This window comes from Burkholderia sp. Cy-637, assembly GCF_011753175.1.
GTDB lineage: Bacteria > Pseudomonadota > Gammaproteobacteria > Burkholderiales > Burkholderiaceae > Burkholderia > Burkholderia gladioli.
The window spans coordinates 1-23,297 of the sequence record NZ_VWWC01000119.1 but is presented as its reverse complement, the minus strand read 5'-3'; the positions used below and the strand labels follow the sequence as shown (position 1 = coordinate 23,297).

Sequence of the window (23,297 nt, the reverse complement as noted above, 5' to 3'; positions counted from 1 at the left end):
CGGCGGCTTGACGGCAGCGGCCGAGGATGCCGGCGCGCCGAACATCGACGGCGCCCGTGCCGTATCGGCGGCCGAGCCGGGAAGGATGGCTGCCGGGCCCTGGGCCGGGGTCGCCACGATCGCGGAAGCCGGCCCCTGCCGGGCCGGGGACGCATCGAGCCGCGCATAGCCGAGCCCGCGCAGCGGCGCGCGGGCGTTGGCGAGATCGAGGCTGGCGACGTAGGCGCGCCAGGCGTCCGGCGCGATGCCGGGCGTGAGCTGCAGCAGGCCGCGTGCGCCGTTCAGCATCGCGCCGCTGGCCAGCAGCTCGCGATGCAGGTTGGCGGTGACATTGCCGGCGCGCCGCGCGAAGCGCGCGCCGACGGCGTCCTGCCAGGACTGGCCGACGAACCAGGCCAGCCCGGCGGCCAGCGCCGCGCCCACCACGAAGGCGCCAAAGCCCACGCTGGCCGGGCGGGACAGCTCGACGGCCAGGCGCGAGCGCGGGCGGGCGCCGGCCGGGCCGGAAGAAGGGCGGGAAGAGCCGCTATCGGTCATGACGTTATAGGTGTGAGCCGCGCCGCGAGCCGTATCCGCGCGCCCACTGCGGCGCGCGTCCATCGGCCGGCTCGCCGCGGTGACGAGCGTTCGTTCTTTTCAATGTGAAATTGTGATCGGTTTACCTATTTTTGGCTAATGGCAAGAGGCAATCGAGCACAGTTTGTTAAATCGCAACGATGCTCGCCGTCGTATCGCGCTGGATGCCCTTGCCGCCCGAGAGACGACGCAACCAGGAGGGCCATTCATGTTCAAGCACATCTTTCTTGCTCTCGACGACAGTGCCGGCGCGCACCGTGCGCTCAAGGAGGCGCTGCGCCTGGCCGTATCGATGCAGGCGGTCGTGACGGCCGTCTGCGTGGTGGTGCATGCCGCCAGGCTGGTGGATGTCGATGCCGGTTTTCCCGACGCCGAGCCCGACTTGCCGCCCGGCGTCGAGCTCGCCACCGCCGTGCTGGCCGAGGCGCGGGCGCGCTTCGCGGCGGCCGGCGTGGCGGGCGAGGTGCGGGCCGTGGACGCCTATGGCGAGGAGGTGGCGGCCGTGCTGCTGCGCACGGCCGCCGAATCCGAGGCGGACCTGATCGTGATGGGCACGCACGGGCTGCACGGCTGGCGACGGCTGCTGGTCGGCAGCGTGGCGGAGTCGCTGCTGCGCGGCGCGGATCGGCCGGTGCTGATGCTGCACGCCGACGAGCGCGCGGCCTTGGCCGCCGACGCCGTGGCGGCGCGGGCCGGCCGGCAGCCCGAGCGGCGGGTTTGACGCGCGGGCCAAGTCGCCGAGCCGCGGAGCCATCCAGCCGATTCATGCGGCAGGCGGCGATCCTGGCAATCCGGGCGGCAGGCACGCGATGCGGTGTGCCGCTTGGCCCCAATGCCGATGGGGTCGTTTGGGGCACGTCCGTGCATTTAGTGCACCGCATCGGTTCGCGCCGAGGGGCTTGCGCCCGGCCGCGAGCCGCTTCCGGCGTGGCTCGCGCCGCTTGGATCGCTTTGCGCAATGATGCGTTGCCTGCGTGCTGTAACCGAAACCGTCTAAAATGCGGCCATCCCGGTCATGCGGCCGGATGCCGCAACCGGCGCGCTCGACGCCGGTCGGTTCCAGGCCGCGCAGCCCGGCTCGATCTGAAGAATCAGGAGCGGCGCCGTGTGGCACTTTCCCGTAGCAATCCCCTCGTCGCTCGGCCCCTGGGCCGTGTTCCTGAGCGTGCTCGTCACGCAGCTCGGGCTGCCGGTGCCGGCCGCGCCGATGCTGATCCTGGGCGGCACGATGGCGGCAATGGGGCAGGCTTCCTACGCGAGCATGTTCGCGGCGGCGATCGGCGCCACCTTGCTGGCCGATTCGCTGTGGTTCAGCGCGGGGCGCCTGCGCGGCCGGCGTTTCCTGAATGGGCTGGTGCGTTATTCGCTGTCGCTCGACACCACGCTGCGGATCGCGCGCAAGGTGTTCGAGCGCTACGGCGCGCCGATCCTGGTGATCGCCAAGTTCCTGCCGGGGCTCGGCCTGATGTCGGCACCGCTGCTCGGCACCACGGCGATCGCGGTGCCGGTCTTCCTGTTCTGGGACCTGACCGGCGCCACGCTGTGGGCCACCGTCTGGCTGCTCGGCGGCGCCGCGCTCGACCATGAGATCGTGCGCATCGTGCTGTGGGTACGCAGCAGCGGCGGCACCATCTTCGACGCCTTCGCGGCGATCTTCGTCACCTTCCTGCTGTACCGCTGGGTGCGGCGCCTGCAGTTCCGCCGCTGGCTGGCGAAGGTGCGCATCGAGCCGGCCCAGCTCGACGCGATGATGAAGTCCTCCGATCCGCCGCTGATCTTCGACGCGCGGCCGCGCGCGATCCGCCAGAAGGACGCGTATCGGATCGCCGGCGCATATCCGCTCGATCTCGATTCCTCCGATCAAATCGATCCGGCGCTGATGACGCGCCCGCTGGTGGTGTATTGCGTGTGCCCGAACGAGGCGACGGCCAAGAAGATCATCCAGCAGTTGCAGCGCAAGAATATTCATCATGTGCGGGCGCTGAAGGGCGGGCTGGATGCCTGGGAGAAGCACGGTTATCCGGTCGAGGCGCTGCCGGTGGATTTTGATGCGTCGAGGTATACGGTGAAGCCGGAGCTGGAGATGGATGGGGAATATACGGTTCGGGCGCGGTTGTCGGATACGTGAGTGAGTTGTGTCCCTTCCTGAATAAGCGAGGCGTCGCCGGTAGTCAGTGACACTGACTGAATCAATGGGTAGCCGGTGCTCGGCGCCGATCGCGCTTTCATTTTAGTTGACGAATGAATCGGTGCCAGGGATGGCTTCGAGTTACAGATAATTGTCAGAAATGTAGGCGATCCGGGTGCGCAGTTCAGAGTTTGTAAGCTAAAATCATGCGCGCAGTCGTCGTGTGACTGCTCAGTGAATCGGGCCGCAAATTCAATGAATCATAGTCATGGCTTTTCCCGGATTGAGAGCTTCCGGGGACGAGCTACTGTAACGACAACAAGCGATGGTTGCCGAATGCAACCAGTTTCGATATTTATAATTCCGGGGTGAGCACGGGTCATACGATTTTACGTATGGTCCGTTGCCAAAGAGACCATGCCGATATCGTCGTTTGCGTCTGTGCCGTCCTCGAATCCGTTGGGTGGCTTATCCTCAGCATTCAAGAATTTTGACCAATTGTGGTCAATATTCAGTCAATCTCAACGTCAACTGCAAGTACAACTCGCGCCGGACGCAGGTTTGTCCGGTAACGCACTTCTTCCGCACGAGCTAAGCGGCAGCGAGGGGATTTGCGAGTCGTTGCATTACAGGTTGCGCTGGTTGTCCACCGATATTCGTCTACCACTCAAGGCGCTGAACGGCGTACCCATTGCATTCCAGATCGGCGATGCTGCCGGTAGTCGCAGAACCATCAGCGCGATTGTCACGAGCGCGCATCAGCTCGCGTCGGACGGTGGTTTCGTGCTGAACGAGTTCGTCTGTGAAGATGCCCTGTCCATTCTCAAGCATCGCACGACGTGGCGGGTTTATCGCGACATGTCGATTGTCGATATCACATCCGAAATCCTGTCCGGGCATATCCACGAAAACCGTGTGTTGGGTGCCGCATTCTCCTTCGAGCTGAAAGGGTTGGCGGCGACATATCCGGCTCGAGCATTTACGATGCAAGCGGGTGAAAGCGATACCGCATTTTTGATGCGTCATTGGCGGCTCGAGGGCATTTCTTGGTATTTCACGCACGACGTCAAGGACGGGTGGCCAGTACATACGCTGCATCTGGTCGACAACGTGCAGGCGTGGACGGACAATCCTGCTGGAACGGTTCCGTTTCATCACGCCAATGCGACCGAGGCAGGTGATGCGGTGACGCTATTTCAGGCGCATCGCTACTTGATGCCGGATGCCGTGCTCGGCGCGTCCTCCGATTATCGGACGGGGCGTGTTCAGGAAGTCGGCGAAACGAACGTGCGGGACCAGGGCAAACATGGCAAGGCGCTGGCGTCCACGCTGACAGACTATCAATATCATTCGCCGCACATTGCGAACGATTCTCAGCATTACGAGCAAATCAACCGTCGGCGCCAGCAGGCACACGAACAGCGCACCAAGAATTTCTCGGGTGAAGCCGTTGTACGGGCATTCAGTGGTGGCGCGGGGACGGTTTTTTCCTTGTCCGGGCACGCAGAGTTGGATCAGCATCCCGCCGAACAACGACGCCTGGTTCTGACTCGAGTTGAAACACGAGTGCGCAATCATTTGTTGACGGTTTCGCCGGAGCACGGGCCCTTGGCGCTTGATGACGGTCCTGATTATCTCAATCGTTTCGAGTGTGTCAGAGCTGATATTCCGATCGTCCCGGATTTCGATCCGTCAGACGTGCCGTCGGTCGGGCCAATGAGCGCTCGCGTCGTCGGCGGGCAGGGCATGGAGATCGACGTGGATAAGGATGGTTGCATTGCTGTCCGGTTCCCGTTCGCCAGGAACGAGGAGCATCCGCGTGCGGGGGCAAGCGGTACGCCGCGCGACTCCGCGCGTATTCGCTACGCGCTGCCGTGGGCGGACAATCAGGCTGGCACGGCACTGTGGCCGCGCGTCGGGAGTGAGGTTCTTATCGTATTTCAGCAGAATGACCCCGACAAGCCGATTGCGATCGCGACGATGCACGGCGCGAACTACGCGCCGACACAGTTTTCCAGTGCGGGTAGCCTTCCTGCCAATGCCGCGCTCTACGGTATCCGGTCGAAGGAAGTCGGGGGCGTAGGTTACGGAGAACTGCTTTTTGATGATACGCAGAGCGAAATCAAGACAAAGCTTTCGTCCGAGCATGGCAAGACGCAGTTGAACCAAGGTTGGATCGGCCATCCTCGAGACAACGGGACATCAGAGCGGCGCGGCGAAGGCTTCGAGTTGCGCTCCGATCTATCGGGGGCCATCCGGGCCTCGCAATTACTCATTTCAGCTGATGTACAGCCGAATGCGAAAGGTGCGGTGCTGGATCGGCAGGAACTGATTGGGCAGTTGGAGGCAGCACTGGCGATTGCGAAACAGCTTGCTGATCTGTCCTCCACGCACGAAGCAGACAGCACTGATACTGCGGCGCAGGAAAGGCTTGTCGATCAAATCAAACAATGGGATGGTGAGGCACAGGGAGGCGCTGCCATAGCACTGTCGGCACCTGATGGAATTGCGTTGTCGAGTCCACATAATGTGGTGGCATCGGCGGGAACGCATTTCGATGTGGTAGCGGTTCAGGACGCCAACATTAGTACTGGTCGCAAGATCCTCCTGCGAGCGGCTCAAGGACTGTCGGCGTTTGCGAAGGCCGGTATGAAGCTCATCGCAGGCACGGGCGATATTGTCGTGCAAGCGCACCAAGGCAAAGCGGAAATTGGTGCGTCCGAGCGCGTACATATCTATTCCTTGAAAGAGCTGGTGATCGAAGCGCCGAGCATCATGTTCAAGTCGAATGGCGTCACGCAGTCGTTCGCTGAGGGCAAGGTGTTGACTTCATCTAGTGGGCCGCACACGGTTCAGTCGTCGGGATTCAGCCATACGAGCGGCGGAGGAGGTAATCCTGAGCTACCGCATATGCCGGATTCCTCGATGAAGACCAATGAGCAGTTTGCTGTTGCGTCGCGCAACGGGAGCGCGTATCAGCAGCTTCAGCATCATGTGACCGATGAAACCAGCGCCGTGCGCGACATGGGCAAGGTGGCCGCGGACGGGGCGAATCAAAACATCGTGCAGGACACGCAAATCCGGCCGATCACGCTGATTCCAAAACTCTAAATTATCGGATTTCGACATGGCGACACCCACCGACGAACGCAGCCTCACTTCACCGGTTCACGCACAGGCGCGCCGCCGCGTTCCCTTGGAGTTTGACGAGAATGGCGATCCGATATTCAGAAGCGTGACGAGCCCGGAAAGCTTCAAGATGCGTGCATTATGCGTGATGCCGCCGCGTCACGTGATTCCGATCATCTTCGTGCCGGGCATCATGGGGACCAATCTTTGCGCGAATAGTGCTGCGCCGAAAGAGGGTGCTGATGTATGGACACCCCCCAATGGCATCCTGGCGGGGCTGGGGGAATTCGGTAGGCGCAGGGGGCAGACGCCCGCCGAGCGCCAAAAGCAGATGAATCCCGCCATGGTCAAGGTGAACGACGCTGGTAAGGTCGATATCCCTAAACATCTATATACGTTGACCAACGAGGAGGCGAAACGTAGAGGGTGGGGGCAGTTGCATTTTGACAGCTATGGCGGAATTCTGGCGGAGTTGGAAGCGGCATTGAATGATCAGTATTTGGAAACACCTCTGGGAAAAATGGAGGAAATGCCGGTATGGAAAACGGCGCAGACACTCAAGCGGATCGACAAGAGCGGTTTCTTGTCGACGCACAGCGAGACCGTCGACGTAGTCCAGCACGACTGGCATCCAGTGAATGCCGAGGTGCCTCCACTTACCGAAAGTGAATTTTCGCGCCTTGATGATTATTACTATCCAGTCTGGGCATGTGGGTACAACTGGCTGGACAGTAACGAGGTTGCATCCGACCTGCTGGTTCAGCGAATTCAGGAAATACAGGATTGGTACAAGAAAGGCAAATACTGGATTCCCACCGACAAGGTCATCGTTCTGACCCATTCGATGGGTGGTCTCGTTACACGCCGGGCAGCACAAAAGGCAGAGTCATCCATGCTGGGCGTGGTGCATAGTGTGCTGCCAGTCGGTGGGGCGCCCGTGGTCTACCGTCGATTTCGCTCTGGGGTTGAGACCGGAGGATTCTTCGACATACAAGGCATGGTGTTATCGACGATTCTCGGTTGGGATTCGTCCGATTTCACCTGTGTGGCCGCCCAATCGCCGGGGCCGCTGGAGCTTTTGCCTACGACTTACTATCCGCCAGGCTGGCTGAAGTTCGAGCAGCATCGCAACGGCAAGATGCAGGAGGTCATGCCGCCACTGCCGATCTCTGATCCGTATTCGGAAATCTATAGTAAGCGTGTGCAAGATGTCTGGTGGGGTATGGTAGACGAGACCCTGATTGATCCTGCGAAGCTGGCGACAGAGGAAAAGCCTGCGATGACCCGATACGGAGATGCCATTACAACGGCACAAGGTTTTCATGAAAAATTGAAACTGGACTTTCATCCCGTCACCTATGCTCACTACGGCAGCGATAGCGAACAGATCTCATTTGGGGGAATAAAATGGATAACGTCAGATGAGATGAGCGGAGACTTGGGGTCGACAATATCAACGACTCAAGCTTTGTCCTATACATATCTCGGTGCGGCGACGCTTGGTGCGGGGGAGCGGAAAGTAAAATTCAAATTGGAAAATAAAAAGGCGCCTACCGAAAGCGACAAGGATAATTCTGGTGACGGCACTGTCCCGATGCCTTCGGGGGCTCTTCTTGCGCAAGGAAGTCCATTGCCGAAGGTTTTCAAGATGACGGGATTCGATCATCAAATGAGCTATGCCAATTTGAACGTCCAGTACAATGTGCTCTATTGTGTTGGAAAAATTGTGCAACTCGCCCCGCCTGTCAGTGAGCTGCCATCTACCAAGGAGTGACATGGTTAGCCGAAAATTCATGGCGGCGCTTTGCGCCGTGTTTCTCACTACCATCTGCTACGCGAAAGGGGCGGAGATGAGTGATGTCAAAAGCTATTGTTTGGGTCGCTATCTTGTCGATGTGCCGTCGGATGCAAAAATAAATGGCCAGGCATACGAGTATGTGTTTGAACGGATTGATTCGGCATCGGAGAGTCAGGCTGATTTCGATAGGAGAATGACTTCCCGTGAAGGTGACTTGAAAGCCGGTAAGCAGAAGAACGAATATAAGCTGGTTTCGGTGGTCAGCCCGTCCAGGAATATTAGAATTTTCGAACTATCCAAGAAGCTTTTGACAGGTCCTGCGGCAGGAGTGGAGGCATATCGCTGGGATCAGGGTTATTCGTTTTCCATGCAGGGTACTGGCTATAGCCCTGCCAAAGTAGGTGGCGTCATATCAAGATTTAAGGATGATATTCTTCCCAATCTTCACGCTCGAACTTCAGATAATATTTCAGGCGAACCTGGATTCTGTTTGAAGAATGGGTTTATCGAAAATAACGGGGCGAACGCTCAGTCCGAGGATGCCGGGATCAGCTTTAAATTCGATCGTTGGCCTGGAGTGCTCGTGTCGGTTCGCACAATGACAGTGACAAAGCTCGGTGAGCCGAAGTTGCTTGAACGGATCGCGGGCACGCCTGTGCCTGACGCCTTGAAAGGTGCAGTCGGTCTGATCAAGACCTTGCGCAAAGGGCAGCGGTCAGTCAACGGTCGTGACGGCGAGGAAATTCTGGAAACATATCCAACCGATTTGGGGTTCCGTACGCATCAATTCCGTTGGGAAGCGCAAGGGACGCAAATAGGCGAGCCGCTGAAGCCGACCGTGATTGTCGAGTTCCAGAGCGGAATGTTCAAGGACGACCGTGGGAATCCGCTGCGTCCCAATATCTCGGATGATCAAGCCATTGAGATTTTTGATGCGGTTATCAACTCGATTCGGCTACGTCAGACGAACGGCAGCAAGGTGTCGAGCACTGAACCGGCATCAACGCTGCCATTAGGTACGCTTGCGCAAACTGGCTCCGTCTGTCCTCAGACTGGCTGGTGGACCTGCCCGGAAGCCAATGGCCAGGAAATATCCGGAGGTGCACGGCAACATTTCACGGCAGGGATGGTGATGCCGGTTGCGATCGTGTTGGGCAACCGGAATTTTACCGATCGACTGCTCGGGAAGCAGCCCAAATATGATGTCAGCACCACCTGGCAACTGGTGGGGCTGGACATCGATCCAACCTGATTGCCAGTATCCTGTAGCGACAGACATCGTCATTCCCCCCCTCACTGCGCATTTCCCCGCAACCGTGCACAATCACCCGCAGATTCCGACCCGGATGCGCGGGGCACAACCCCCTGCATCCTCCTCGCGCGCGCCGCTGGCCCGTGGCGGCGCGCCATCGATCTCACCCAAGTAGTGGAGGACTCATGGCAAGCAAGACCATTGCGGACTATCTCGCTAGCACCCTGGCTCAGGCCGGCGTCGAGCGGATCTGGGGCGTCACGGGCGACAGCCTGAACGGGCTGTCGGACAGCCTGCGCCGGCTCGGCAAGATCAGCTGGTCGCATACGCGCCACGAGGAAACCGCCGCCTTCGCGGCCGGCGCCGAAGCCGCGGTGACGGGCAAGCTCGCGGTCTGCGCGGGCAGCTGCGGGCCCGGCAACCTGCACCTGATCAACGGCCTGTTCGACTGCCAGCGCAACCATGTGCCGGTGCTCGCGATCGCGGCGCACATCCCGTCCTCGGAGATCGGGCTCGGCTACTTCCAGGAAACGCATCCGCAGGAGTTGTTCCGCGAGTGCAGTCACTTCGTCGAGCTGGTCAGCAACCCGAAGCAGTTCCCGCGCGTGCTCGATCGGGCGATCCGCACCGCGATCGAGGAGCGCGGCGTGGCCGTGATCGTGCTGCCCGGCGACATCGCGCTGGAGGCGGTACCCGAAGCGACGCCGGGCCAGGTCAGCTACGAGGTCACGGCGAGCGTGCCGCCGGCGGCCCAGCTCGACGCGCTGGCGGCGCTGCTCGACGGCTCGAAGCGCGTCGCGCTGTTGTGCGGCAGCGGCTGCGCCGGCGCGCACGACGAGGTGGTGGCGCTGGCCGACACGCTCGGCGCGCCGATCGTCCACGCGCTGCGCGGCAAGGAGCACGTCGAATGGGACAACCCGTTCGATGTCGGCATGACGGGCCTGATCGGCTTCAGCTCGGGTTACCACGCGCTGAAGTCCTGCGACACGCTGGTGATGCTCGGCACCGATTTCCCGTATCGCAATTTCTACCCGGCCGACGCCAAGGTGGTGCAGATCGACCATCACGGCGCGGCGATCGGCAAGCGCGTATCGGTCGACCTGGGCCTGGTCGGCGACGTCAAGGCGACGCTCGCCGCCTTGCAGGGGCGCCTCGCGCGCAAGACCGACCGCCACTTCCTGGAAGCCGCGCGCAAGCACTACGCCGACGCGCGCGAGGGGCTCGACAGCCTCGCGCGGCCCTCGCCGGGCGACGCGCCGATCCATCCGCAATACCTGACGCGGCTGGTCAGCGAGCTGGCGGCCGACGACGCGGTGTTCAGCGTCGACGTCGGGACGCCGACGTTATGGGCCGCGCGCTACCTGAAGATGAACGGCAAGCGCCGGCTGCTCGGCTCCTTCAACCACGGCTCGATGGCCAATGCGCTGCCGCAGGCGCTCGGCGCGCAGGCGGCGCTGCCGGGGCTCCAGGTGGTCGCGCTGTGCGGCGACGGCGGCCTGTCGATGCTGATGGGCGAGCTGCTGACGGCGCGCCAGTTGAAGCTGCCGCTCACGCTGGTGGTGTTCAACAACAGCTCGCTGGGTTTCGTGTCGATGGAGATGAAGGCCGGCGGTTACCTCGACGACGATACGCGCCTGGCCGATACCGACTACGCGGCGATCGCGCGTGGCGCCGGCATCGACGGGATTCGCGTCGAGCGCTCGGACGAACTGGAGGCGGCGCTGAAGGATGCGTTCTCGCGCCCGCATCCGGTGCTGGTGGACGTGCGCATCGCGCGCCAGGAGATCGCGCTGCCGCCAAAGATCGAATGGGCGCAGGCGAAGGGCTTCAGCCTCTACATGCTGAAGGCCGTGCTGAACGCGAAGGGCAACGAGGTGGTGGAGCTGGCGACGACCATGTTCCGCTGACGCGAAAACGACGACGCGCCGACGGCTTTCGCCGTGGGCGCGTCGTGGGACGTTCGGGCAGGGCCCCGGTCGGCCGGAAACGGCGCCGGGGCCTTGTCGTTCCTGCTGGCCTCGGAAGAGACCAGCAGGGTGAGCGTCCTTACTTCGGTTCGGTTGCTTCCGGTGCGGCGGGCGACGGCTCGCCGGCATCGGCTGCCGGCGCCGCCTCGGGGGTGGCAGCCGGCGCTGCCGTCTCGGCCTCATCCGCTGCCGTCGACGTCTCGACCAAGGCCGGCGTGCCGGCCTGATCCTGCGCCGTCACGGCTTGAGCCGCGCCGGCTTCGTCGCCGGCCGCTGCGTCCTTGGCGGCGTCGCCGTCCTTGCCCGCTTCGCCGCGCTTGGCGGCGTCGCCGGCCTTGGCCTTCGCGGCCGCGCGCGAGCGTCGTGCCTGGTCCAGGCGCACGGCGCCGGCGGCCTGCTGGGCCGTCACGTCACCGGCTTCGGCACCGTTCAGGTCGACCCGCTTCGCGCCGTCGACCAGGCAGGCCCAGTAGCGGCTGCCGCGGCACCATTCCTTGATGGCGTCGCGCAGTTGCGCTTCGTCCAGGCCGAGCTCGGCGGTATGCGCGACCAGGTCCTTGAAGATGCCGATCTTGAGCGGCAACTTCGGCGCGGGACTCTTGGGAAACGCGGCGGGAAAGCGGCGCTGCAGCTTGCCGATGGCCAGCACGGTCGGGTTGACTGGCTTCGCGTCGGCGGCGGGTGCCGGCCGGCGCGCCTGCGCGTGCGCGGGCTTGCCCGACGACGGCTTGCCGCCGGCAGCGGCAGGCCGGCCGCCCGGCTTGTGCGCCGGCTTGCCGGACGACTTGGCGGGAGCTTGGGTGGAGGACTTGCCTTGCGGCTTGGCGTCGGCTCGCTGTTTGGCGAGCTGCTTCTTCAATTCTGCGAGTTGTTCGAAACCCATTTCGCACGATCATTCAGGTTGGACGGCGATTGTAGCAGCCCGGCGCCCGGTTTCGTCCCGATCGACTGAAAGTTCTTTGCCGGGCGGGCGTCGGCGCGACAGGGGCTCGACGTTTCGTCGCGCGACAAGGGCAAAAGTGTCGACCCGCGGCGCGCAATCGTTGGATCAAACCGGGCCCATCGCGCCAACCCGGTGCACGAGGCGCGATAGCCGAGATCCGCTCATCACTTTCCAGAGCCAACTCTCAATTTTTGGCAGCAACCCTCAAGTTTTATCCACCCCATCCGTTTACCGGTCCATCGATCAATCGGGCCACAAGCCCGTCACTGTCAGACAGAGCTTTCACCATGCTTTCGTCCCTACGCGCCCGTATCGTCGCCGCCTGTGTCGCCATCGTGGTGTTCGCGCTTTGCGCGAGCACCGTGATCGGTTATGTCGTCACCCGTGCCGCGAACCTCGAGGACCTGAACCGCAACCTGAGCGCCACGGCGATCGGCAATGGCAATGGCATACGCGACTGGGTCGCGTCCAAGCGCCAGATGGTCGAGTCGCTTGGCGACACCGCGCTGTCGGCCGATCCGGTGCCGGGCTTCCTGCAGATGGCGGCGGCCGGCAGCTTCCTGAACGTCTATGCCGGCTACCCCGACAAGACCTCGAAGTTCTCGGACCCGACCGGCATCCCGGACGGCTACGACCCGACCGCGCGCCCCTGGTACCGGCAGGCGGCCGAGGCCGGCCGCTCGGTGGTGACCACGCCCTATGCCGATGCGCGCACCGGCAAGGTGGTGGTGACCTTCGCCGTGCCGGTGATGCGCGATGGCCAGTTGAAGGCGGTGGTCAGCGGCGACGTGACGATGGACAACGTGATCGCGAACGTGAAGTCGATCCGGCCGACGCCGGGCAGCTTCGCGATGCTGGTCGACGGCAGCGGCCAGATCGTCGCGCATCCCGATGCGGCGCTGACCGGCAAGGCCTTGTCGACGCTGTCGCCGGATCTCGCGAACCTGCCGCTGGCCGCGCTCGACGCGACCGACAAGCCGTTCGTGGCACGCATCGGCGGCGCCAACAAGTTGTTGCGCGCGCAACCGATCGCGGGCACCGACTGGCGGCTGGTGGTGGCGATCGACGAGGCCGAGGCGATGGCGGGGATCCGCTCGCTGCTGGTGACCTTCGCGATCGTGTTCGTCGCGATCGTGCTGCTGGCCTCGGCGGTGGTGGTGGCCCTGACGGGCACGGCGTTCCGCCGGCTCTCGCAGGTGCGCGAGGCGATGGCCGCGATCGGCTCGGGCTCGGGCGACCTGACGCAGCGCCTGCCGGCCGAGGGCCGCGACGAGGTAGCCGACATCGCGCGTTCGTTCAACGCCTTCGTCGGCAAGCTGCACGACGTGATGCGCGAGGTGCGCGATGCCAGCGAATCGGTGCGCGCGGCGGCCGACGAGATCGCGGCCGGCAATGCCGACCTGTCGTCGCGCACCGAATCGGCGGCGGCCAGCCTGCAGCAGACGGCGGCCTCGATGGAGCAGATCACGGCCACCGTGGGCCAGTCGGCGAGCGCCGCCACGCAGGCCGACGAACGGGCCGGCGAGGCTTCGCGGATCGCCACCCACGGCGGCGAGGCGGTGTCGCGCGTGGTGGCGACGATGGAGAAGATCGAACAGGCCTCGAGCCGGATCGGCGACATCATCGGGGTGATCGACGGGATCGCGTTCCAGACCAATATCCTGGCGCTGAACGCGGCGGTCGAGGCCGCGCGCGCGGGCGAGCAGGGGCGTGGTTTCGCGGTGGTCGCGCAGGAGGTGCGCAGCCTCGCGCAGCGCAGCGCGCAGGCCGCGCGCGAGGTCAAGGCGCTGGTCGAGACCACCGTGGAGCGGGTCGGCGACGGCGCCTCGCAGGTGCGCTCGGCCGGCGCGACGATGGACGAGATCGTCGGCAACGTGGCGAACGTGACGACCATCATCTCGGAGATCCGCCACGCCGCCAACGAGCAGACGCGCGGGATCCAGGAGGTCAATCACGCCGTCACGCAGCTCGACGAGATGGTCCAGCAGAACGCGGCCCTGGTGGAGCAGTCGACGGCGGCGGCCGCCGCCTTGCAGAGCCAGGCCGGCGCGCTGGCGGCGACGGTGGCGCGATTCCGCGTGGCCTGAAGCGGGCGGGCGGTGCCGGCGCGAGGTGTCGAGGTGGCGAGGTGCCGCCGCGCGGCCGGGCGGGCATCACGAGCCGGACATGATGCAGACATGAGGCATCGCGATGCGCTTGCGATGCCAGGACAAGAGATCAACGGGTTCGGCGCGAGCCGGGCGATGCCGAGTGCCACGGCCGTCGCCCGCGCGAAAACGGGCGGCCGAGCCCGCGGCAATACCGTGGTTCGACGCGTGACGCTCGGCGATCGATGCATTCGCCGCGCGCCACGCGTTCCGTTTTCGCGAACAGTTCGGGTCGGTCGTACACGGTTTCGCCAGTTCGCGGCAGCGAGGACGGCGCCGGCGGATAATCGCGCTGGCCGCCGTGGTCGGGCTCGCGTCGCGCAGACAGGCGCGTCGCGGGCGGGGCCGACCGTCTGCCTTCACGTGGCGTCGCATCGCGTGCGCGGTTGCGGCATCGAGGTGGCCGGATCGACCCGGCAATTCCCGCATCGGCATCACAGGGGGGCGGGGACAGGAGCATGTAAAAAAGCGAGCCACTATCTCAAAATAGTGGGTTGAGACCTGTTTGAGCATTACCAACCGTCGCGCGCGCATCGACTCGACACAACCCATACAGGGCGAGCGGGGACGACGGTGTTCTACGAGGAAGCTGTCATGTCGAATTACCACGAGCTGCTCGCTCAGCTGAACGAGCTGACCCGCCAGGCCGGCGAGGCCCGCGAGGCCGAGCTCAAGATCGTGATCGCCGATATCCGTCGTGCGATCGCCGAATACGGGCTGACCGAACGAGACCTGTTCCCGCCGCGCCTGGGCCGGCCGCGCAAGGAAGACCAGAAACCGAAGCCGCGCTATCGCGACCCGGAAACGGGCGCCACCTGGACCGGCCGCGGCCGCGTGCCGGGCTGGATCGCCGGGCAGGATCGCGAGCGCTTCCTGATTTCCTGAGCGGCGCCGGCGGGCGCGCCCGCTGCCGTGGCGGATGAGGCGGCGGCAGCGTTCCGCCGTCCCGCCGCGGCGGCCGTCAGTCGAACCACGGCCGGCAAGAGGTGATCGACGCTGCAGGGGAGGTTTCGGTGCGATTCGCGCGCCGGATTTTTTTCGAATGACAGGTCAAACGTTTGCGCCTCGCCTGAATCGATCGAGTTGAGGTTCCCGGTGCCGATCCGGAGCGAAACCATCGGCACCGAAGCGCAGCCGGCGCCCACCCGGCCGACGCGGTAGCACGATACCGCGCGACACCAGCACCCCCGCCCGCACCCCGCCATTTCCAGGCACGCGCCCCGACCAGAAACGTGACAGATTTTCCCGTTTTCGTGCATTGAGGCCGCGCGCCCATGCTTCTAGACTGGCTTGCCCGGTCCGATCCGCGGCGCCGTCCGGCGCCGGCGCGAATCGCGAGGCCATGCCCAATCCAAGGAGACAGCCCAATGCTGCGAGCTTCACTACTGATCGACAACCAGGACCGCCAGGCCGCCAACGGCGCGAGCTTCACGCGCGCCAATCCCGTTACCGGCGAGGCGCGCACCGAGGCCGCCGCGGCTACCGTGCAGGATGCGCTCGACGCCGCCAACAGCGCGGCGGCCGCGTTCGCCGGCTGGTCCGCCACCACGCCGGGCGAGCGGCGCGCGATCCTGTTCCGCGCGGCCGATCTGATCGACGCGCGCGGCGAGCGTTTCGCCGAGGCGATGGCGGCCGAGACCGGCGCGGCCGCGAGTTGGGCGCATTTCAATTGCCGGATCGCGGCCGACATGCTGCGCGAGGCCGGCGCGATCACCACCCGCATCGTCGGCGAGGTGATTCCCTCGAACTTGCCGAACACGATGGCGATGGCGCTGCGGCAGCCGGCCGGCGTGGTGCTCGGTATCGCCCCCTGGAACGCGCCGGTGATCCTCGGCGTGCGCGCGCTGGCGATGGCGCTGGCCTGCGGCAATACCGTGGTCCTCAAGGGTTCCGAGCTGTGTCCGATGACGCACTGGCTGATCGGCGAGGCGCTGCGCGACGCGGGCCTGCCGCCCGGCGTGCTGAACGTGGTGTTCAACGCGCCCGAGGATGCCGCGCCGGTGGTGGAAGCGCTGATCGCGCATCCGGCGGTGCGGCGCATCAACTTCACCGGCTCGACGCGGGTCGGCCGCCGCATCGCCGAACTCGCCGCGCGGCATCTCAAGCGCTGCCTGCTCGAGCTGGGCGGCAAGGCGCCCTTCGTGGTGCTCGACGACGCCGATCTCGACGAGGCGGTGAAGGCGGCCGCCTTCGGCGCTTTCTTCAACCAGGGGCAGATCTGCATGTCGACCGAGCGCGTGATCGTCGATGCCAGGCTGGCCGACGATTTCGTCGAGCGGCTCGCCGTGCGCGCGACGGCGCTCAAGGCCGGGTTGCCGGGCGAGCCGGGCGCGGTGCTGGGCTCGATGATCGGCGCCGAGGCGGCCTCGCGCGTGCGCCAGCTGATCGACGACGCGGTGGGCAAGGGCGCCGTGCTCGCCGCCGGCGGGCAGTTGCAGGGCAGCGTCATGCAGCCGGCGGTGGTCGACCGCGTGACGCCGGCGATGCGGCTCTACGGCGAGGAATCGTTCGGCCCGGTGGCGGCCGTGACGCGCTTCAGCGATATCGAGGAGGCGATCTCGATCGCCAACGATTCGGAGTACGGCCTGTCCTCGGCCGTGTTCGGGCGCGACGTGCAGCGCGCGCTGGCGGTCGGCCGGCGCATCGAGGCCGGGATCTGCCATATCAACGGCGCCACCGTCCACGACGAGGCGCAGATGCCCTTCGGCGGGGTCAAGGCGAGCGGTTACGGCCGCTTCGGCGGCACCGCGGCGATCGACGAATTCACCGAGCTGCGCTGGATCACGGTCCAGTCGGGGCCGCTCGCGTATCCGATCTGAGGTCGAGGTCGAGGTCGGCATGCGGCGGCGGCAGGCGACGCGCCTTGCCTGTCGCCAACGCAGCCCGGGCCGCCGGCGTCAGGGCCAGTCGGCGTAGCTGCGCGTCGCGTCGTGGGCGACATCCGGCCCGTCCTGCGCCTGGCGGCGAAAACCGGCCGGCGTGAGGCCGGTCTTGCGGCGGAAGAAGCGGCTGAAGTGCGTGGTCGACTTGAAGCCGAGGTGGTCGGCCACCTGCTCGATGCTCAGGCCCGAGCGCACCAGCCGCAATCGCGATTCGTGCACCACCCGTTCGTGCAGCAGGGCGAGCGGCGTGCGGCCGAGGCTGCGCGTGCAGAGATCGTGCAGCCGGTCGGCGGAGATGCCGAGCTGCCGCGCATAGTGCTCGACGGTCCAGTGCGCGCGGAAATGCAGCTCGACCAGGTGCCGGAAGCGCAGCAGCAGCGAGGCGCCCGCGCCCTGGCCCTGCTGGCTCAGGTCCTCGCAGCCGGTCAGGCGCCAGCACTGGATCAGGATCAGCGCGAGATGCGCCGACAGCAGGTTCCACGAGCCGCGTTCCTCGCGGCGGATCTCGCGCAGCAACGCGTCGAAGCTGTGGCGCAGGTCGCCCAGCGCCTCGGCCGAGCCGATCGTCTCGATCGCCGTCGGCCGGTCGGCCAGGTAGCGCAGTTGCACGGCCTCGGCGTTCTGGCCGAGCGCCTCGCGGGCGAGTTCGCCCGATACCGCCAGCAGGATGCCGGCCGAGCCGGGCGCCAGGCGCAGATGATCGTCCGGTGTGGCGGGTGTCCACAGCAGCGCGGGTGCCTGCAATTGATGGAGCTGCCGGCCGGCGGCAATCTCGGCGCGGCCGCTGAGCAGCAGCAGCGCGGCGCGATCGAGGCCGGTCTCGCCCTGTGCGAGCGGGTAACGGCGCGATTGCAGCGCCGCGTCGAGCTGGCGGGCGGCCGCGTGCGCATGCAGTTGGCTGCTGGATCGGGGGGCAGGGGGCGAGGTGTGGTCCATGCGTGGCGCGTCGGATGCGGGCGGCGCGTCGCGGCGCCGCCCGCCGGCGGGAAATGCGGCCGGCGTCGCGCAGTGTACCGCGCCGGTTGCTGCGGTTGCGCATCGCCGCGTCCTGGCCGGCCCGACGTAATTGCGCGCCGGCGATCGCGGCACATGGCTTGCTCCGGCTGACCTCGCGCCGCCGGGTCGCTCGGCCGCCTTGCGCTTCGCCATCGGCGGCGCGAGCGCCTTGCGCGAAGCCACGCGCGCTCGAATCGCGCCGAACCCCCAAGTCCGCCGTCGCGCCCCTGCCATCGTCGCCCGGCCATCCCCCTGTCAGTTCACGCATTACAGCGCGCTTCCGTTTGCTTTACGCTCACGCGATCAATAACCGGGCCACATCGCATGGCTTCCCGCATCCGCCGCGAGGCGACGCGCCGGCAATCCGAGGCAGCCGGCATCCGCACGTCGCCTTCGCGCGTCAGTCCGCTTGAAAAAACATCATCAGAACTGGAGGGGGACATGGCAACACATCGGGCAACACATCGAGCAGCACGTCGTTTCGTGAAATCGCTGATCGCATCCTGTCTGTGCGCGGGCCTGCTGGCCGCGTGCAACGACGACGGCACGCAGTCGGAGGGCGTCGGCAGCCAGCCGGGCGCCGCCGCGCTGGCGTTCCGGATGGATGCCGGCGGCCAGGTCAACGCATTCTTCCGCCAGGACAAGGTGGCCGCGCACCTGCTGATGCGCTCGTCGACCAAGCCGCGCCTGCTGGTGGTGTTCCCGGCCGGCAACAGCGGCACCGGGCTGTGGTTCGACGACACGGCGCAGGCTGTCAACTGGAACCTCGACACCGCGCCCTCGGCGATCTCGAACCAGGACCATCTCGGCCGGCCCTTGTACGGGATCGCGTCCGACGTGTCGGTCGACACCGGCACGCTGACGATCCGCCAGGGCCTGCTCAGCAACGTGCGTTTCCTGCGCGACTACAACGGCGGCGCCACGGTGCCGGCGCAGATCGTGGTGGCGCCGGGCGTGCAGGGCAGCACGGCGCAATGGCAGCGCGACCGCGTGGACGGCGCGCCCGGCCAGTCGCTGCGGATCACGCTGCGCGACGGCGGCAGCATCAATACGACGGCCGACGGCAAGCTGGTGCTGCAGGCGCCGGCCGGCAGCCAGCGGCTGCGCCTGCACGTCGAGGCGCTGACCGGCGAGACGCCGCTCTCGGCGATCGGGCACGACGATCTGTTCGAGGCCTCGGTGGGCGCCGATCCGGTCAGCCAGGACGTGGTCGAGTTCCTGAGCTTCAACGACAAGCTGCTGGCCGGCTCCTGGCAATACGACACCTACTTCGGCCGCGATACGCTGATCTCGGTGCAGATGCTGATGCCGGTGCTCAAGGCGCCGGCCATCGAGGCCGGCCTGCGTTCGGTGCTGAACCGGCTCTCGCCGGACGGCAAGGTGGCGCACGAGGAGGGCATCGGCGAATTCGCGCTGATCGACAACGCGAAGAACGGCCGGCCCAACGATGCGACGCCCACCTACGACTACAAGATGATCGACGGCGACTACCTGCTCGCGCCGGTGATGGCCGCCTGGCTGCTCGACGACACGCGGGGACAGGCGCGCGCGGCGGCCTTCCTGGCGCAGTCGGCGGGCGCCGGCGCGACCAACGGCAGCCTGTTCGTGAGCAACCTGCTGCATGTGGCTGGCACCGCCCAGCCCTTCGTGCAGCAGCCCACGGCCGCCAACCTGATCCACCTGAGGAGCGGCGAGATCGTCGGCAACTGGCGCGACAGCACCGACGGCCTGGCCGGCGGCGTGGTGCCGTTCGACGTCAACGCGGTGCTGGTGCCGGCCGCGTTGCGCGCCGCCAGCAACTTCCTGGCGCGTGGCCTGCTCGATCCCTACCTGAGCGCCGACCAGCGCGCGGTCCTGCAGAACGCCGCCAACCAGGCGAGCGCCTGGGAGCAGCAGGCGCCGCCGCTGTTCCGGGTCGGCGTGCCGGTGGCCCAGGCCGCCAGCAACGCCTCGAGCTATGCCGCCTCGGCGGGCGTGCCGGCCGGCACCGCGCCGGCCGCGCCGCTCGATTTCTATGCGCTGTCGCTCGACGCGCAGGGCAATCCGATCCCGGTGATGAACTCGGACGGCGGTTTCGCGCTGCTGCTCGGCACGCCGCCCGAGGACGAACTGCAGCGCATCGTCACCGATGCGATCCAGCCGTTCCCGAACGGCCTGATCACCGACGTCGGCATGCTGATCGCCAATCCGGCCTATGCCGATCCCGCGCTCTGGCCGAAGTTCACCAGCTCGGCCTATCACGGCACGGTGATCTGGTCCTGGCAGCAGGCGATGTGGGTGGCCGGGCTCGACCGGCAACTGGCGCGCCAGGATCTGTCGGACGCCACGCGCACGCTGCTGAGCCAGGCGCGCCAGCGGATCTGGCAGGTGATCTCGAATGCGCGCGAGATGCGGACCTCGGAGATGTGGACCTGGTCCTGGGCCAACGGCCAGTACCAGGCCGACGCGTTCGGCACGCGCAGCGCCGACGCGACCGAGGCCAATGCCGCCCAGCTCTGGAGCACCACCTACCTGGCGATCCAGGATCCCGGCACGCGCGCCGGCAAGTTCTGGTGGCAGGCCTCGTCGGGGCCGCAGGCGGTGACGATGCCGAGCGTCGCGGGGGCGGGGAGCCGCGGCGTGGTGGCGATGGGCGGGTCGTGAGGCACGGCGGCGGGTAAAAAACGACACGGCGACACGGCGCGGCGCCGACCGCGTCGTGCTCGATGCGCGCGCAACCATCGCCGACATCGATTCCTCAGACATGAACGCTCGCGCCGACGCAGCTTTCATGCCGCGCCGACGCGCGGCCCGCGACGCGCGGAATCGGCGCGATCCCGTGTTTTCCCGTCCTGCGCAAGTCGCGTCGAGCCGCTATAACGGGCGAATCGACGTTCGCACGGGGGAGGGCCGGGATGAGATGGCTGACAGGACTGCTGATCGTGCTGCTCGGCACGGCGCTGGTCGCCGCGCGGCGGCCCGATTTCGATACGTCCGTGGTGCTGGCGGCCGGTTATGGCGCGACCGTGGTGATCGGCGTGATGGCTGGGCGGCTGATCCGGGCGCGCGCGGCTCGCAACCGGCGCTGATTCCGGCTGGTCAGGGCTGGTTCGCGTGGAGCCGCATCACTCGATGCCGGGCGGCGCGGCCGAGCCTCGCCGCGCCGGCTTGCCTCGTTCAACGGCTGCCGCGTGCGTTCGCGCCGGGCCGGGCCACCGCGCCACGTACCTCGAAGGCCACCTGGTCGACCGGCTTGCCGCCCGCGTCGAGCAATTCCAGTTGATGCCGCCCCGGCCAGGGCAGCCAGGCCAGGCGCTCGCCATGGCTGATCACGCGGCCGTCGAGCCGCCAGCTGCCGCGCCCCCCGTTACCCGTTACCCGCTCGAACCAGACGCGCTGGTTGTGCGGCGGGATGTCGGGATCGAGCGCGAAGATGGTGCCGTCGGTCGGCGCGGCAATCGCCAGCGGCGCACGCGCGTTCGAACCGGCGCCGGTCGAGACGTTGCGGATCCGCGCGGTACCCGCGCGTGACTGAGCGGCCGCGGCGGGCGAGCCGCCCGCGCCGGCCGCCAGCCGCACCTGGCTGGTTTCGGTGCCGCGCACGAACCACTCGTCGCGCGAAGGCTCGATCGCGCGCTCGAAGTCCACGCGCTCGCGCACCACGCCGGCCGGCGGCCGCGGCGCGACGCTGCCGCCGTCGCGATGCAGGCGAGCGACCAGCGCCGCCCACACGGGAGCGGCACCCGTCACGCCCGATACCTCGCGCATCGGCGAGCCGTCGGCGTTGCCGACCCAGACGCCGATCGTGTAGCGCGAGGTGAAGCCGACCGCCCAGTTGTCGCGCATGTCCTTGCTGGTGCCGGTCTTGACGGCCGAGAACACGTGCGTGGCGAGCGGGCTGTCGAAGCCGAAGGTGCGCGTGCGCGCGTTGTTGTCGGCCAGCATGTCGGTGACGATGAAGCTGGCCTCGGGGCTGAACACGCGCCTGGCCGCCGGGCTCGCGCCCGCTTGCGTGGCCGCTCGTGAAGCCGCTTGCGGCGCCGCTTTGGAGGCCGCCTGCGCGGAGTCGCGCGGCAGGTCGTAGGTGGGCAGCGCGAGGCCGCCGTCGGCCAGCGCGCGATAGGCATTCGCGAGCGTCAGCAGCGACACGTCGGCGCTGCCCAGCGCGAGGCTGTAGCCGTAGTAGTCGCCTTCCTCGGTCAGCGGCAGGCCCAGCGAGGTGAGGGTGCGTGAGAAGCGATGCGGGGTGACCAGCACCAGGGTGCGCACCGCCGGCACGTTCAGCGAGGAGCCGAGCGCGCTGCGCACGCTGACCCAGCCCTTGAAGTCGTGATCGTAGTTCTGCGGCACGTAGAGGCCGCCGCCGGCGGCCAGGTCGACCGGCGAATCGTCGAGCAGGGTGGCGCCGGTCAGGCGCCGCTCGTCGATCGCCTGCGCATAGAGGAAGGGCTTGAGCGTCGAGCCGGCCTGGCGCAGCGCCAGCACCGAATCGACCTCGCGCGCCGCCGACAAGGCGCCCGAGGAACCCACCCAGGCGCGGATCTCGCCGCTGGCGTTGTCGATCACCACTGCCGCGCCGTCCTGCACGTTGCGCGACTGCGGCGGCGCGTTCAGCTCGGTCAGGGCGCGCGTGAGCGTGTCGCGCGCATAGCGCTGCAGTCCCGCGTCGAGCGTGGAGCGGATTCGCGCGCCGGGCTGGGGATGGGTTTCGGCGGCCACGCGTCGCGCGAAGTGCGGCGCCAGCGATTCGCCGTCCTGGAACGCCGAGGAGGGCGGCGCGGGCCGCGCGAAGGCCAGTTGCACGAAGCCGTCCAGGCCCTTGCAGCCGGCGCTGCCCTGCTGCATGTCGCGCAGGATCCGGCAGGCGCGCTCGGCCACCTTCGGATAGCTGGCGTTGGGCGCGCGGATCAGCGCGGCGGCCACCGCCGATTCGCGCTCGTCGAGCCCCGAGGGCGCCTTGCCGAACAGCGACCAGGACAGTGCCGAGAGGCCCACCGTCTCGCCGCGGAACGGCACCAGGTTCAGATAGGCCTCGAGGATCCGGTCCTTGCGCCAGGTCCGTTCGAGCCACAGCGCGTCGATCGCCTGGCCCGCCTTCTGCGGCAGCGAGCGCTGGCCCGAATGGCGCGAGCTGTCGCCGAGCAGGCCGGCCAACTGCATGGTGACGGTCGAGGCGCCGCGCGTGCGCGAGTTCCACAGGTTGGCCCAGGCCGCGCCGGCGATGCCGCGCCAGTCCACGCCGCTGTGCTCGTAGAAGCGCTTGTCCTCGGACACCACGATCGCCTCGCGCAGCGCCGGCGAGACGTCGGCCAGCGCGACCCAGTCGCCGCGCCGCTCGCCGGTGTCGACGCGGGTGCGCTGCAAGGGCGTGCCGTCGCGCGCCAGCAGGACCCAGTCGGAGCTGCGGAAGTCGCGCCGCACGCTGTCGTAGCTCGGCACCGCCTGCGCGGTGCAGGCGGCGCCGAGCAGGGCGCCGGCCAGCAGCAGGCGCAGCGCGCCC

The 23,297-nt window shown here is 66.6% G+C and carries 14 protein-coding genes and 1 pseudogene; 11 read left to right on the top strand and 4 right to left on the bottom strand.

The features are described 5' to 3' along the window. Positions 1-537, bottom strand: a pseudogene (locus F3J10_RS25240) (histidine kinase); the annotation flags it as partial. Between the two features lie 247 nt (positions 538-784). Between F3J10_RS25240 and F3J10_RS25235 the strand changes: the two are divergent. From F3J10_RS25235 to poxB, 6 genes are all read left to right on the top strand, one after another. Beyond that, positions 785-1,297, top strand: coding sequence for a universal stress protein (locus tag F3J10_RS25235; protein ID WP_167243268.1), 513 nt, complete (start codon positions 785-787; stop codon positions 1,295-1,297). A 384-nt stretch (positions 1,298-1,681) separates the two neighbouring features. Then, complete coding sequence (locus tag F3J10_RS25230; RefSeq protein ID WP_025102204.1) at positions 1,682-2,704, top strand: VTT domain-containing protein; 1,023 nt, start codon at positions 1,682-1,684, stop codon at positions 2,702-2,704. Between the two features lie 417 nt (positions 2,705-3,121). Beyond that, complete coding sequence (locus F3J10_RS25225) at positions 3,122-5,815, top strand: type VI secretion system Vgr family protein (protein WP_167243267.1); 2,694 nt, start codon at positions 3,122-3,124, stop codon at positions 5,813-5,815. Positions 5,816-5,831: 16 nt separating this feature from the next. Then, positions 5,832-7,607, top strand: a complete 1,776-nt coding sequence (locus tag F3J10_RS25220; RefSeq protein ID WP_167233754.1) for a hypothetical protein — start codon at positions 5,832-5,834, stop codon at positions 7,605-7,607. Position 7,608: 1 nt separating this feature from the next. Next, entirely contained in the window at positions 7,609-8,883 is a 1,275-nt protein-coding gene (locus F3J10_RS25215; protein ID WP_167243266.1) for a T6SS immunity protein Tli4 family protein, read from the top strand. Positions 8,884-9,068: 185 nt separating this feature from the next. Further along, positions 9,069-10,790, top strand: coding sequence for a ubiquinone-dependent pyruvate dehydrogenase (poxB, locus tag F3J10_RS25210; protein WP_167243265.1), 1,722 nt, complete (start codon positions 9,069-9,071; stop codon positions 10,788-10,790). 139 nt (positions 10,791-10,929) lie between these two features. On the opposite strand, the gene F3J10_RS25205 is transcribed toward poxB, so the two are convergent. Continuing rightward, a complete protein-coding gene (locus tag F3J10_RS25205) occupies positions 10,930-11,733 on the bottom strand; it encodes a ProQ/FinO family protein (RefSeq protein ID WP_025100390.1) in 804 nt (267 codons plus the stop codon). Between the two features lie 347 nt (positions 11,734-12,080). Between F3J10_RS25205 and F3J10_RS25200 the strand changes: the two genes are divergently transcribed. From F3J10_RS25200 to F3J10_RS25190, 3 genes are all read left to right on the top strand, one after another. Further along, complete coding sequence (locus tag F3J10_RS25200; protein WP_025100391.1) at positions 12,081-13,880, top strand: methyl-accepting chemotaxis protein; 1,800 nt, start codon at positions 12,081-12,083, stop codon at positions 13,878-13,880. A 654-nt stretch (positions 13,881-14,534) separates the two neighbouring features. Continuing rightward, positions 14,535-14,825 carry an H-NS histone family protein gene (locus tag F3J10_RS25195; RefSeq protein WP_013690187.1) on the top strand — a complete coding sequence of 97 codons (291 nt, stop codon included), beginning with the start codon at positions 14,535-14,537 and terminating at the stop codon, positions 14,823-14,825. A 482-nt stretch (positions 14,826-15,307) separates the two neighbouring features. Continuing rightward, complete coding sequence (locus tag F3J10_RS25190) at positions 15,308-16,759, top strand: aldehyde dehydrogenase (protein WP_167243264.1); 1,452 nt, start codon at positions 15,308-15,310, stop codon at positions 16,757-16,759. A 78-nt stretch (positions 16,760-16,837) separates the two neighbouring features. On the opposite strand, the gene F3J10_RS25185 is transcribed toward F3J10_RS25190, so the two are convergent. Then, positions 16,838-17,758 (bottom strand): AraC family transcriptional regulator, encoded by a 921-nt coding sequence (locus F3J10_RS25185; protein WP_167243263.1) that lies wholly within the window; start codon positions 17,756-17,758, stop codon positions 16,838-16,840. Positions 17,759-18,259: 501 nt separating this feature from the next. Between F3J10_RS25185 and F3J10_RS25180 the strand changes: the two genes are divergently transcribed. Further along, positions 18,260-20,461: a hypothetical protein gene (locus F3J10_RS25180; protein WP_167243262.1), complete on the top strand. Its 2,202-nt coding sequence runs from the start codon at positions 18,260-18,262 to the stop codon at positions 20,459-20,461. 251 nt (positions 20,462-20,712) lie between these two features. Beyond that, positions 20,713-20,886 carry a hypothetical protein gene (locus F3J10_RS25175; RefSeq protein WP_167243261.1) on the top strand — a complete coding sequence of 58 codons (174 nt, stop codon included), beginning with the start codon at positions 20,713-20,715 and terminating at the stop codon, positions 20,884-20,886. A gap of 88 nt (positions 20,887-20,974) precedes the next feature. Here the strand turns inward: F3J10_RS25175 and pbpC are convergent, their stop codons facing one another. Then, entirely contained in the window at positions 20,975-23,290 is a 2,316-nt protein-coding gene (gene pbpC, locus F3J10_RS25170; protein ID WP_240155709.1) for a penicillin-binding protein 1C, read from the bottom strand. Positions 23,291-23,297: the final 7 nt, after the last annotated feature.